The following is a 12681-nucleotide window of genomic DNA, read 5'->3' on the forward strand; positions in this document are numbered from 1 at the left end:
ACGCATCCCGTCTCCGTTCCTCCCCACAACAGAGGTGATGTGCATGTTCTCGTCCCTGCGGCGCCACGCCGCCGTCATGCTCCTCGGACTCGCCCTTCCGGTCGCCCTCGCGGCCTGCTCCGCACCCGGCGGTGACCAGGGCGACACGAACAAGACCGACGGTCCGATCAAGATCGCGCTCGTGGACGCGCAGAGCGGGCAGCTCAGCTCGCTGGGCGCCTGGGAGCTCAAGGGCGCCCGCCTGGCGATCGACGAGTGGAACGCGGCCGGCGGCATCAACGGCCGCCAGATCGAGCTCGGCGTCTTCGACGACCAGGGTGACCCGACCGTCGGCACCAACCTGGCCCGGAAGATCGCCAGCGAGGGCTACATCGCGATGATCGGCACGGCCGAGAGCGCGGTCACCATCGCGATGGCCCCGATCCTGCGCGAATCCAAGATCCCGAACATCACGTCCGGCCAGTCGCCCGGCCTGGTCGCGGTGAAGAGCCCGTTCCTGTTCCTCAACGGCCCCACCAGCGTCACCTACGACGAGACCCTCGCCAAGTACATCGTGGACGGCAAGGGGCTCAAGAACATCGCGATGATCACCAACAACGGCGGCTACGGCAAGGGCGAGCACGACGCGTTCACCAAGTCGCTGCAGGCCCGCGGCGTGAAGCCGATCGAGGACCAGGTCGTCACCGCCGACCAGAAGGACTTCAGCGCCGCGCTGACCACGATCCGGCAGAAGAATCCGCAGGTCATCTTCATCGGCGCGGAGGAAGTCCAGTCCGGCCTGATCGTCAAGCAGGCCCGCGACCTCGGCATCACCGTGCCGTTCGCCGGCGCGGCGCCGCAGGGCACCCCGGTCTTCGCCGACACGGCCGGCACGGCCAACGTCGAGGGCACCATCGTCAGCTCGCCCTACCTGAGCAACGAGGTCAGCGAGGCGTCGAAGAAGTTCGCCGCGGCATACAAGGCGAAGTTCAACGAGGACGCCGAGATGCACGGCGCGAAGGCGTACGACGGCACACAGATCCTGCTCAACGCGCTGAAGACCAGCAACGTCGCCACGGGACAGGCGCTGGCCGACGCGATCCGCGCGACCAAGTACGCCGGCCTGCTGGGCGACTTCGCCTTCGACGACACCGGCGTGGGCATCTTCGCCACCAGGATCGGCACGATCCAGGCCGGCAAGCTGGTCGCCGCCGGCTGATGACCACCCGAGCGGTCGCCGCAGGCGGGTCACCCCGCCCGCGGCGGCCGCTCCCGTTCCCCTCGCTCTGCGCACAGGGAGTGCCATGCAGGTCTTTCTTCAAACGTTCATCGGCGGGATGAGCCTCGGCGCGATCTACGCACTCGTGGCGCTCGGCTTCTCGCTCGTCTTCCGCACGATGGGCCTGGTCAACTTCTCGCACGGCAACGTCGTCATGATCGGCGCGTACCTCGCCTCGACGTTCTACCTCTCCACGAAGCTGCCCTTCGCACTGGCCATGGCGCTGGCGATCGGCGGCACCGGGCTGATCGGCGTGATCATCGAGCGGGTGCTGCGCCCGCTGGAGAACAAGGACTTCGACCTCATGCTGATCGGCACCATCGGGTTCGGCATCGTGCTCGAAGCCGTCGCGATCATCATCTGGGGTGCGACCGGCAACGCCGTGCCCAACCCGGTGCCCACCGGCCCGCTGGAGGTGCTCGGGCTGCGCATCCGTACATACGACCTGGTGGTGCTCGCGATCGCGGCCGCCGCCGCCGTGCTGCTGGTCTTCTTCCTGCAGTCCACCAAACGCGGCGCGGCCATGCAGGCCGTCGCGATGGACCACGAGGCGGCCACCGCCGTCGGCATCCACGTCGGACGCAGCAACGCGATCGCCTTCATGCTCGGCGCGGGCCTGGCCGCGCTGGCCGGCGGCCTGGTCGGCCCGCTGCTCTACGTCAACCCCACCATGGGCGGCGCGCTGGGCATCAAGGGCTTCGCCGCCGCGATCCTGGGCGGCTTCGGCAGCATTCCCGGCGCGATCGTCGGCGGCTTCGCGATCGGCGTGCTGGACGCGTTCACCGCGGGCCACTTCCAGGGCTACTCGGAGCTGGTCACCTTCCTGGTCTTCACGGTGATCATCATGATCCGGCCCACCGGAATCTTCGGCGAGAGGACGGTGAACCGCGCATGAAGCTGCGCGTCGCCGGTATCGGCGTGCTGGCGGTCCTCGCCTGGCTGCTGCCCTATCAGCTCGACTCCTACCTGATCCACGTCGCGAACGTGGTCATCCTGTTCGCCATCCTCGCGATCGGCCTCGGCCTGGTCATGGGCATCGCCGGGCAGATCAACCTGGCCCAGGTCGCGCTGTTCGGCGTGGCCTCCTACGCCACGGCCATCCTGACCACCCGGGCCGGCTTCGGGTTCTGGACGGCCGCCGCACTGGCCATGCTCATCGTCGCCGCCATCGGGCTGCTGATCGGCACCCCGGCGCTGCGTATGCAGTCGCACTACCTCGGCATCGTCACCCTCGGCCTCGCCCTGGCCCTGACCAACTGGGTCACCAACGCCCACATCGCCGGTGGCGCGGAGGGCATCACCGGCATCCCCGCCCCGACGCTGCCCGGCATCGACCTGCGCAACGACTACTTCTTCTACTACCTCGAGCTCGTCGTGTTCGCCCTCGCGCTGGCCTTCGGCCTGTTCGTGGTGCGCACGCCGCTCGGGCGCAAGATGCGCGCGATGCGCGACGACTCCCTCGCGGCCGGCGCGGTCGGGGTGGAGGTGCCGCAGCTGCGCATGACGGCGTTCTTCCTGGCCAGCCTCTACGGCGGCGTCGCGGGTGTGCTGTATGCGGGCCTCATCCGCTACGTGGCGCCGGAGACGTTCAGCATCGCCAACATGTTCCTGCTGCTCGCCATGGTGATCATCGGGGGGCGGCAGAGCCTGGTCGGCTGTGTCGTCGGCGCGGTCGCGCTGTCCCTGCTGCGCGAGGTGCTCGTGGACTACCCGACGTACGCGCAGGTGGCCTACGGCACCATCGTGGTGCTGACCGTCGTGTTCGCCCCCACCGGCCTGGCCGGACTGCCCGTCCGCGCCCGCGGGCTGCTGCAACGTCTCGGCTGGCTGCGCCGCGACACCGGCGCGCCACCGAAACTCGGCGACTTCCGGCCGTACGACGCGGTCGAGCGCCCGGCCGAGCAGGTGATCCTGCGCATCGACGACGTGAGCATGCACTTCCGCGGCCTGAAGGCCCTGCAGGAGGTGACCATGGAGATCAGCACCGGGGAGATCCGCGGCATCGTCGGCCCGAACGGCTCCGGCAAGACCACACTGTTCAACGTGGTCAGCGGGCTCTACCGGCCCACCTCGGGCCGGGTCTGGCTGGGGGAGCAGGATATGACCGCCGCCCGCCCGCACACCCTGGCCCGCGCCGGCATCGCCCGCACCTTCCAGAACCTGCGCCTGTTCCCGCTGCTCACCGTGCGAGAGAACCTGCTCGTGGCACTCGACCAGACCTCCGTGCTCGGCAGCTGGCGGTACGCGCTGTGGCAGCCGGGCGTGTGGCGCCAGGACCGGGCCCTGCGCCGACAGGCCGACGAACTGCTCGACCGTTTCGGCCTCACCGCGTTCGCCGACGCGGCACCCGGCGAGCTGCCCTACGGCACCCAGCGGCGGGTCGAGATCGCCCGCGCCATGGCCCGCAGTCCGCGCCTGCTGCTGCTCGACGAACCCGCCGCCGGTCTCAACGGCGAGGAGGTCCGCCAGCTCAGCGAGATCGTGCGGTCGATCCGCGCGGCCGGGGTCACCGTCGTGCTCATCGAGCACAACATGGGCCTGGTCATGTCGCTGTGCGAGCGGGTCACCGTCTTCGCCAGCGGCCGCGTCATCGCCGACGGCACACCGGCCGAGGTGGCCCGCGCGCCACAGGTGGTCGAGGCATACCTCGGCGACTCCGCCATGTCCTCCGACGTGCCGGTCGCCACCGCGACGGAGGCAGCGTGATGAGCATCGACACCGACCCGCCCGCCACCACGACCGGCCCGGACTTCGCCGTCGAAGGCCTGACCGTGCACTACGGCGGGGTCTGCGCGGTCAACGGGATCAGCCTCACCGTGCCCGCCGGGCAGTCGGTCGGCCTCATCGGCGCCAACGGCGCAGGCAAGACCTCCGCGCTGCGGGCGCTCATGGGCCTGGTGCCGCGCAAGGTCGGCGCCGTCCGGTTCGGCGACACCGACCTCGCCCGGGTCAAGGCACGTGACATGGTCCGCCACGGCATCGGGTACGTGCCCGAAGGCCGCCACGTCTTCGCCGGCCTGCCCGTCGAGAAGAACCTCCTGCTCGGCGCTTACGCGCGCAAGTGGGACGCCGCGACCAGGACGAGCCTCGCCGAGGTGTACGAACTGTTCCCGGTGCTGGAGGAGATGAAGGACCGGCTGGCGGGCGCCCTGTCCGGCGGCCAGCAGCAGATGCTGGCCATCGGCCGGGCGCTGATGTCGCAGCCCAAGCTGCTGCTGCTCGACGAGCCGTCGATGGGCCTGTCCCCGAAACTCGTCGAGACGATCCTCGCCGTGCTGCAGCGCCTGCAGGGCCAGGGGTTGAGCATGCTCCTGGTCGAGCAGAACGCCAAGCTGACCTTCGAGGCGACCGGCACCTGCCTGGTGATGGAGCACGGCGAGGTGGTGCTGTCCGGAACCTCGGCGGAACTGTCCCACGACGCCCGGGTCAGGAAGATCTACCTCGGCCTCTGAGGTCCGCCGAGGCGTGCACACGACGGCCGGCCGGGCCCGCTGAGCACCGGTCGGCCGTCGCACTGCCGCTGCGACCCGGTGGGTCGGCCGCCGCGTTCGTCACGCCGGTCCCGAGCCGCCGGGACGCCGTGCGGCGTCGAGGTGTTCGCGGGCCGCCGCGAGCGCCATACGCGCGTACTCCTTGGCTCCCACCTGCGCCACCAGCGTCGCCCGCGGGATCTCCAGCGCGTACGGGATCCCGGCGGGCAGCGCGGCCAGGATCCCGTGCACGTCGATGCCGCCCTCGCCGGGGAACAGGCGCTCGAAGCGGGCCGTGTGGATCAGGCCCTCGTTCGTGGCGGGCACGGCCGCCGGCGCGTCGCAGACGTGGGCGAAGTGGAACCACTCGGCGGGCAGCTCGCGCAGGTGGGCCACACTGGAACCTGATCGGGCGAAGTGCAGCAGGTCGACCAGCAGGCCCGCGTTGGGCTGATCCGCCGCGCGCAGCACCCGCGCCGCCTCGGCCAGGTCCGGGGTCTCCGTCCACGACGGAAACTCCAGATCGACCGTCAGGCCCAGCGGTCGGGCCATCTCACACAGCTGGGCGAACCGGGCGATCTTGCGGGCCCGGTCGGGATCGGGCAGCTGCGCGATCACGTGGCGGGCGCCGAGTTCGGCCCCCGCCTCCAGAAAGCGCTGCAGCTCCCGCGGGTCGTCGTGCGGGCTGATCCGGGCCAGCTCGATGTCGAGCACCTCGATGCCTGTCGCGGCCAGGCGCACCTTCGTCGAACGCATCAGCGCCGGATCGGTGGCCAGCGGGTAGTGCGGCTCCTGCGGCGTGACGCGGTTCAGGCGCAGCCCGACGTATCGGTAGCCGGCCGCGGCCGCCGCCTCGACCAGGTCCGGCGGAGCCAGGCTCAGCGCGGTGAGATGCGCCAGCGAGTAGTCGTGCCGCTGCTCGCCGCGTGGCCGGTCGGAGTCGCGCAGCGTGATCAGACGACGCAGCCGGTGCGCCGCCATGCGTACGGGCGCGCTGCTCGGCGCGCCGTAGCCGGCGTACCCGTCGATGCGCTGCACCACCTCGAAGAAGACCCGGGAGCCGAGCATCTCGGTGTAGAAGTGCAGGAACTCGCCGTGCTCGTCCCGGTCGTAGAGGATCGAGAACTCCCGCATCGCGGCCAGCAGCTCCGGCGGCGGCGCGAGCCGGGCGTCGAGGTCGTCGTAGTAGTTGTCGGGGATGCGCAGCACCGGCGCGCCCATGGCGCGCATCGCCCGGGCGCTGGCGATCACGTCGTCGCTGGCGAACGCGATGTGCTGGGGGCTGGCGACCGCCGGGGCCCAGTCGCCGCGGCGCAGCGGCGCGGTGTTGAGCATGATGCGGATGCGGCCGGTCCGGTCGCCCGCGGCCCGGCTGCGGATCAGCCCGAACGGCGCGGCGAGTTCGGTGGCGGCGCCTGAACGCAGGCCGAGCACCAGGCTGTAGAACAGCACCACCTGGTCGAAGTCGTCCATGGACTCGGTCAGCGAGATGTAGTCGGTCGCGGTCACGAAACCGTCGGTCCGGGCGCTGCTGCCGGTCGGGGTGAAGTCGGCCAGCCAGCCGCCGCTGTCCGAGCCGTCGCGGCAGAAGAAGACCGCCGTGCCGTCCGGAGCCGCCACGGAGCTGAGTTCGGCCTCGTCGGGACGCCTGGTGCGGGGCAGCACCGGGGCCAGCAGGCGGACGGCCCGCTGGGTCGAGGCGGCTGGGTCCGTGCTCTCCACGGCGAGCGCGCAGATGGCCGCCGTGCCCGGCGCGACGGTGCGCTGCGGCTCGAAGTTGAGCAGGACCCGCGCTTCGCCCTGCTGCCACAGCTGCACCGGCTTGGAGCGGTGCTGCCCGGTGTGCGCGAAGCCGAGCGCGCCCAGCGTACGTGCCACGCCCGGGCCGGAGATGTCGTCGACCGCCAGTTCGGTGAAGACGTGGCCGCCCAGCGGCGGCGCTGGCGGTAGGCCGGACATCCGCAGCCGCTCGCGTACCGGGGCCGGCCCGTGCGTGCCGACGAGTTCCTGCAGGCTCAGCAGCGAGCGCATGCCGTCGATGGCCGCGTGGCGGGGATCGGCCTGCCGGTACACGTCGTTGAAGACCTCCAGCGACAGCGGTCCGTCGTATCCGGTGCCGAGCACGTGGCCCACGAAACCGGTCAGGTCGAACGAACCCAGGCCCGGGAACAGCCGGTGATGGCGGCTCCACTCGACCAGATCCAGGTCCAGGTGCAGGCGCGGGGCATCGGCCAGCTGCAAATGGAAGATCTTCGCGCCCGGGATGACGCGGATGCCTGCCGGATCGCCGCCACGGGAGAGCACGTGGAAGCTGTCCAGGCACAGGCCGAGAGCGGGATGGTCGGCGTGCCGCACGATCCGCCAGGCGTGCTGGCAGGTGTTGACGAACCTGCCCCAGGCCAGCGGCTCGTACGCGATCCGCTTGCCGCGCTCGGCTGCCATGGCGGCCAGCTGGTGCAGCTGCTCGGCGGCGAGGTCGTCGTCGTCCACACAGTCTGCCGACTCCGACGAGCCGACCAGCATCGTGTCGGTGCCAAGCTGTTCGAGCAGGTCGAACTTGTGTTCCGCGCGGCGCAGGTTGGCCCGCAGCACGTCCGGCGGGACGGCCTCGAAGTCGCGGAACGGCTGGTAGGCCACGATGGACAGGCCGCGGCGGGCGCACTCCTGGCCGACGCGTCGCGGCGACCACGGCGAGGCGATGAGGTCGCTCTCGTAGATCTCGACACCTTGGAAACCGGCCGCCGCCGCGGCCGCGAGCTTGTCCTCCAACGTTCCGGACAGGCAGCCGGTCGCGATCGCCGGGCCGAGCGCCGGTCGCGGTCGAGCTGCGAGGTCCGCCGTGGGGTGCCTTTCCGTGGTGAGCATGGGACTCTCCCTCGCGCGGGGCGGCAGTCGCCGTGGCCGATATGAACGTACCGGATAGTTACTTATACACTCGGGGCGACCGACGGGGAAGGTTCCGGCGCCCGGCAGGACTGACTACAGTGGGCGTCGATGATGGAGGGAGCGCAGTTGGCCGCACAGCCCAAGGTCGCGGTGGGGCCGTCGGTGCGCGATGCCGACCGGACCCGGTCGGAGATCCTCGACGTCGCCACGCACGAGTTCGCCGACAAGGGATACGCGGGCGCGCGGGTGGACGAGATCGCCGCCAAGACTCGTACCACCAAGCGGATGATCTACTACTACTTCACCGGCAAGGAGCAGCTCTACATCGCCGTCCTGGAGCGTGCCTACGCCGGGATCCGCACGCTGGAGCAGCAGCTCGACGTCGACCACCTGGACCCCGCCGACGCCATCCGGCGGCTGGCGTCGCTGACCTTCGACCACCACGAGGCGCATCCCGACTTCATCCGCCTGGTCAGCATCGAGAACATCCACCGCGCCCAGCACCTGATCCGCTCGGACATCCTGCCGGGCCTGGCCGACCCGGCGCTGAACGTGCTGACGCGCATCCTCGACCGCGGCCGTCTCGCCGGCCGGTTCCGCGACGACGTCGACCCCGTCGACGTGCACATGGTGATCAGCTCGTTCTGCGTCTTCCGCACCGCCAACCGGTACACCTTCAACGCGATCTTCAAGCGGGACATGCTCGACCCCGCCCGGCGTGAGCACCACCGGCAGATGCTCGGCGACCTGGTGCTGGAGTATCTGACGGCCCGCTGATCGCCGCGTGCTGATCGCCGAAGCGGAGCCCTATGCGGCGGAATCGTCTACTTTGCGTCGCTTTCGCTGGCAGACTGCTGCCTGAAGCGGGTCGGCGAGGGCGGGGGCGAGCATGAGCGTGCGGGTGGGGAAAGCGGGCCGAGGTAGGTCGGCGGTGCTCCTGGCTGCCGCGTTCGGAGTTCTGGTGCTGCCGGCATGCGCGAGCCCGGTCACCTCCGCGACGGCGTCCCGGGTCGCCGAACCCTCGGCCACCGGCGCCCTGCTACCGCGCGATGTCGTGCTCGGCCTGAACCAGGTGCAGCCGTTCTTTCCGGACGTGACCAAGGAAGCCGCCACGGGCTGGAACTCCACCGCCTCCGGAAATCCCACGGCGACCAGGAGCGTGGCGTACACGAACGACGACGGTTCGAAGAAGGTGACGATCTCCGTCGACGAGTACGCGACTCCGGCGGACGCTGCCACCGGCTATCAAAAGGCCGTAGAACTCAGCCGAGCGGTTCCCGACGTCAAGGCCGTGCCGGTGCCGAGCCTGGGCGAGCAGGCCTTCGCCGGAAGCGTGACGCAGCACGGCCAGACGCACGTCGGACTGGGCGTGCTCGACGGAAAGCTGGTGCTGGGCGCGACGATCGCAGGCTACGAAGCCACGCCGGACAACATCGCCAAGCTCACAGAACTGGCACGAGCCGAGGTAACCGCGGCCAAGAACCGCTGACGGGCGAACCGCGGGACGGTCGACCGGCATCCACAAGCGAACCTCCGCCCGCCTGCCGGCATGATCGACCACTCCGGTGAAACCGCCAGGACACTCAGTTGTCACGGCAACGCTCGCCGGCGGTTCATGTGTATCGATAGGATCGGTTCCATTCTTGAAGCCTGTCGAAACGGCGGCACATGGACCCATTCGCGATCTTGCAGACCGGCGTCGGCGGTGGGACGTGGCTCGCCGCCGGCACGAACCGCGACCTGACGATCCACAACCGCAGCGGTCACGCCATCTTCGTCGCGCTGTGCAGCGGCGGCGACTCGTACTCCGCGGGTTGGGCGTTCATCCCCGACGGCGGCGGCCGGGCCGTGGCGATCGCGGCAGCCGGGAGCGGCGAGGTGTGCCTGTTCGCGAGAACCGCGGACGGCCGGTGGTCCTTCGGCGGATCCGAGAAGTTCTACGTCGCGCAGCCCTGGGGCGACAGCGTCCAGCAGGGGTCGACCTTCAAAATCAAGAACGCGCGCACGCAGCGCCCGTCCCTGCTCGCGGGCGCCGGTGAGCTGAGGGTCGTGGGTGGCGCCGCCATCACCATGGCACGCGACACCTACTTCCAGGTCACCTGAGCCGTTCCCGGCCGTGGCCGTCGCGGGAGGCGCGACGTCACTGCCGCCGGGGAGCCACGGGGGCGGAGAGGCCGGCGCTGAACAGCCGCACGTCGACTTCGTTGAGCGACAGCTTCAGCGCGCCGAGGGCGACGGAGTCCGCGCCGAGGGTGGACGCGCGTACGTCGGGCATGCGCAGGCACAGGCGCTGGAGTTCGTTGCGCAGGGGGTCGAGCACGAGATCGGCGGACCGGGAGAAGCCACCGCCGAACACGACCACCTGCGGGTCGAGCGTGAGCACGAGGGCGGCCGCGCCGACGGCGAGGTCCTTGACGTAGCGGTTGACCGCGCCGCGCGCGGCCCGGTCGCCTTCGCGGGCGGCGTTGAAGACCCAGGCGGCGGCGTCGTCGGGACTGACGGTCTCCGGCACGCCGGGGCAGTTCTGCAGGTGCTCAGGCGCGTTGAGCCAGCGGACGTGCTTCAGCGCGCCGATCTCGCCCGCCGCGCCGCCGAAGCCGCGGCGCAGCACGCCGTCGATGATCAGGCCCGCGCCGGTACGCATACCGCCGAGCAGGTAGACGATGTCGTCGGCGTCGGTGGCCGCGCCTTTCCACCGCTCGGCCAGGGCGGCCAGCTTGCAGTCGTTCTCCACCACGATCGGGCAGGAGAAGTGCGCGCCCAGGTGCGCGGGCAGGTTGACGCTCTTCCAGCCGGGCAGCGGGGTGAAGAAGCTGGTGCGTCCGGACGCGTCGACGGCGCCGGTGACTGCGGCGGTGACGGCCCAGATGTCGGAGGCCGTCTTGCCGGCCCCCGCCACGCAGGCGGTGACGACCTCGTCGAGCACGGCGAGGCGTTCGGCGGGTTCGGCCTCGGCGGCCACGGACTGGCGTACGGTCTGCACGATGTTGCCGTCCAGATCGGCCAGCAGCGCCAGGATCTTGTGCGCGCCCACGTCGACGCCGAGCACGTAACCGGCGCCGGCCCGGAACTGGTAGCGGCGCGCCGGGCGGCCGACGGCGCTGCTGGCGCCGGGTTCGAGCACGGTGGCCCAGCCGTCGGAGACCAGCCCCTGGGCGATGACGTCGACGGCGGGGCGGGACAGCCCGGTGCGCTGGGACAGCTCGGTGACGGTGGACGGCGGGTGGTCGCGCAGCGCGCGCACGATGCTCAGGGAGTTGAGCTCGCGCAGCCGCGGCAGATCCGTTCCGGTTGTTGCTAGCTCTGTCACGTTCTGTCCCTTGTTTGCGTGCGGTCGAGCCCGCGCAATACGCTTTGATCTTTACAAAACCGCCGAGTGATGGCAAGCCCACCCTCGGTGAGGGCCGGTGCTGGACACCACTGCGAGGGCCGTCTGCGGACCGCACCCCGACCTGCCGGGATGACAGCCCAGGCCCGGTTGCTCACCCGGGGGAGGGCAACCGGGCCGGTCCGGTCGAAGCCGGCACCAGGTCAGGAGATCGGATAGGCCTGCGCCGCCGGCGTGACCGCCGCGGTGAAGTCCGCCCGGCGCCCGCCGACGGTGTACTCGTAACGACCCAGCCGCGCGATCTCCGGTTGCGCCGCCAGATAGCCGACCATGTCGTCGAGTTCGGTGGCCGACAGCCAGCTCGGCGGGTCGGACACGGCCCGGAACCGGCAGATGTCGGCCAGGTCGCGCAACCAGACCAGCTGCTGTTCGGTGAGCAGGTTCAACCGGCTGCGGAAGTAGATGACATCAGGGTCGACCTCGGCCAGCGGCTGGTGCCACAGGCGGTGCAGGGTGTTGACCACCGCGTTGCGGGCCATCGCGTCGGACGGGTCGTCGCTGGCGTAGTTCTGCCACATCGGCGCGACGTCGGGACCGCTGCGCATCCCGTCGAGGATGCCCAGCGACGGCAGCAGCATCGCCCCGCTGCCCAGCAGGTACACGTCGTCGCCGGCGACCTCGCGGATCAGCGCCAGCGCGTCGCGGTAGGACTGCTCCCGCTCACCGCCTTCGGCCCGCACCCCCGGTGCGGCACCGGCGTTGATGAAGTCGAGCTTCAGATACTTGAAGCCCCACTCGTGCACCACCCGGTGGGTCAGCTCGCTGAGGTAGTCGCGGGCGGCGGGCCGGGACAGGTCGAGGGCGTGGTAGCCGCTGCCCCAGTTGTTCCCCGCGATCACGTGCTCGCCGCGGTGGTCGCACAGCAGCAGCTCGGGGCGCTGCCGGGCGAGTTCCGAGCCGGGCAGGGCGATGAACGGGGCCAGCCACAGCCCGGCCGTCATGCCCGCGTCGACGATCCGGTCCGCCAGCGCCTTCATCCCGGACGGGAACTTGTGATTGGGCTGCCAGTCGCCGACCAGCCGCTCCCAGCCGTCGTCGACCTGCACCACGTCGAAGGGCAGCCCGCGCAGGTCGTCGACGTCCTTGGCGAGCTGCTGCTCGGTGATGGTCTCGTAGTAGGCGTACCAGGAGCACCAGACGTTGCCGGCGCGGCGGGTGCTGCTGCCCAGCCGCTGCGCCAGCTGCCTGGTGTACGCGGCGAAGACCTCGTCCTCGGGGCCGTAGGCGGCGAACCAGGGCGCAGCGCCGTGCTCGTACCAGCCGGACAGGGTGTCCCGGTCGGCGGCCAGCCGCGGCACACCCAGGCCGAGTGCGCCCAGCAGCAGGACGTTGCCGTCACCGGCGTCCAGGGCGGCCACCGCGGAGGAGTGGTGGCGGGCCGGGTCGTCCCAGACGGTGTCGTCGGCGGTGAGGCGGCGCTGCGGGTTCGCGATGCGCAGCGGCGGTTCGCTCAGCTGCCGCCAGCCGCAGGGACTCCAGGAGTTGTGCCCGTGCCGGTAGAACAGGGCATCGCCCAGTCCGTGCAGCAACGCGACCCGTCCCGGTGGCAGGACCAGGCCCCCGTCGGCTGCTTGCGGGCTGCCGGGGCCGTCGTGTTCGAGGGCGAAAGTGTGGCCGGCCAGCTCGATGAGCAGTGCCATGGTTCTCCTTGGCGGGTGAGATGCAGATGAGTCGCAGGT

10 protein-coding genes are annotated in these 12681 nt (G+C 70.7%); 7 read left to right on the forward strand and 3 right to left on the reverse strand.

The features are described from left to right. Positions 1-43 precede the first annotated feature (43 nt). From F9C41_RS06435 to F9C41_RS06450, 4 genes are all read left to right on the forward strand, one after another. A complete protein-coding gene (locus F9C41_RS06435) occupies positions 44-1198 on the forward strand; it encodes an ABC transporter substrate-binding protein (RefSeq protein ID WP_196279644.1) in 1155 nt (384 codons plus the stop codon). 85 nt (positions 1199-1283) lie between these two features. Continuing rightward, positions 1284-2153: a branched-chain amino acid ABC transporter permease gene (locus F9C41_RS06440; protein ID WP_155385730.1), complete on the forward strand. Its 870-nt coding sequence runs from the start codon at positions 1284-1286 to the stop codon at positions 2151-2153. After that, on the forward strand, positions 2150-3964 hold the full coding sequence (locus F9C41_RS06445) for a branched-chain amino acid ABC transporter ATP-binding protein/permease (protein WP_155385731.1): 1815 nt from the start codon (positions 2150-2152) through the stop codon (positions 3962-3964). The genes F9C41_RS06440 and F9C41_RS06445 overlap by 4 nt, the downstream gene beginning before the upstream one ends. After that, a complete protein-coding gene (locus F9C41_RS06450; RefSeq protein ID WP_155385732.1) occupies positions 3964-4710 on the forward strand; it encodes an ABC transporter ATP-binding protein in 747 nt (248 codons plus the stop codon). Before F9C41_RS06445 ends, F9C41_RS06450 begins: the two co-directional genes overlap by 1 nt. 99 nt (positions 4711-4809) lie before the next feature. On the opposite strand, the gene F9C41_RS06455 is transcribed toward F9C41_RS06450, so the two are convergent. Then, complete coding sequence (locus tag F9C41_RS06455; protein ID WP_155385733.1) at positions 4810-7593, reverse strand: TIM barrel protein; 2784 nt, start codon at positions 7591-7593, stop codon at positions 4810-4812. 129 nt (positions 7594-7722) lie between these two features. On the opposite strand from F9C41_RS06455, the gene F9C41_RS06460 reads away from it, so the two are divergent. The 3 genes from F9C41_RS06460 (at position 7723) to F9C41_RS06470 (ending at position 9717) form a co-directional block, all read left to right on the forward strand. After that, positions 7723-8391 (forward strand): TetR/AcrR family transcriptional regulator, encoded by a 669-nt coding sequence (locus F9C41_RS06460; protein ID WP_230689368.1) that lies wholly within the window; start codon positions 7723-7725, stop codon positions 8389-8391. Between the two features lie 154 nt (positions 8392-8545). Continuing rightward, a complete protein-coding gene (locus tag F9C41_RS06465; protein WP_155385734.1) occupies positions 8546-9103 on the forward strand; it encodes a hypothetical protein in 558 nt (185 codons plus the stop codon). 179 nt (positions 9104-9282) lie between these two features. Next, positions 9283-9717 carry a hypothetical protein gene (locus F9C41_RS06470; RefSeq protein WP_155385735.1) on the forward strand — a complete coding sequence of 145 codons (435 nt, stop codon included), beginning with the start codon at positions 9283-9285 and terminating at the stop codon, positions 9715-9717. Positions 9718-9754: 37 nt separating this feature from the next. Here F9C41_RS06470 and F9C41_RS06475 read toward each other — a convergent pair whose 3' ends face one another. After that, positions 9755-10924 (reverse strand): ROK family transcriptional regulator, encoded by a 1170-nt coding sequence (locus F9C41_RS06475; RefSeq protein WP_155385736.1) that lies wholly within the window; start codon positions 10922-10924, stop codon positions 9755-9757. Positions 10925-11145: 221 nt separating this feature from the next. Then, a complete protein-coding gene (locus tag F9C41_RS06480; RefSeq protein ID WP_155385737.1) occupies positions 11146-12642 on the reverse strand; it encodes a glycoside hydrolase family 36 protein in 1497 nt (498 codons plus the stop codon). Positions 12643-12681 lie beyond the last annotated feature (39 nt).

The sequence above is a fragment of the Catellatospora paridis genome, assembly GCF_009720365.1.
Taxonomy (GTDB): Bacteria; Actinomycetota; Actinomycetes; order Mycobacteriales; family Micromonosporaceae; genus Catellatospora; species Catellatospora paridis.

Bases quoted from the DNA above. Each gene is read 5' to 3' on its own strand.
- F9C41_RS06445 (WP_155385731.1), top strand. From the start codon at position 2,150: ATGAAGCTGCGCGTCGCCGGTATCGGCGTGCTGGCGGTCCTCGCCTGG.
- F9C41_RS06470 (WP_155385735.1), top strand. From the start codon at position 9,283: ATGGACCCATTCGCGATCTTGCAGACCGGCGTCGGCGGTGGGACGTGG.
- F9C41_RS06440 (WP_155385730.1), top strand. From the start codon at position 1,284: ATGCAGGTCTTTCTTCAAACGTTCATCGGCGGGATGAGCCTCGGCGCG.
- F9C41_RS06460 (WP_230689368.1), top strand. From the start codon at position 7,723: ATGATGGAGGGAGCGCAGTTGGCCGCACAGCCCAAGGTCGCGGTGGGG.
- F9C41_RS06480 (WP_155385737.1), bottom strand. From the start codon at position 12,642: ATGGCACTGCTCATCGAGCTGGCCGGCCACACTTTCGCCCTCGAACAC.
- F9C41_RS06455 (WP_155385733.1), bottom strand. From the start codon at position 7,593: ATGCTCACCACGGAAAGGCACCCCACGGCGGACCTCGCAGCTCGACCG.
- F9C41_RS06450 (WP_155385732.1), top strand. From the start codon at position 3,964: ATGAGCATCGACACCGACCCGCCCGCCACCACGACCGGCCCGGACTTC.
- F9C41_RS06435 (WP_196279644.1), top strand. From the start codon at position 44: ATGTTCTCGTCCCTGCGGCGCCACGCCGCCGTCATGCTCCTCGGACTC.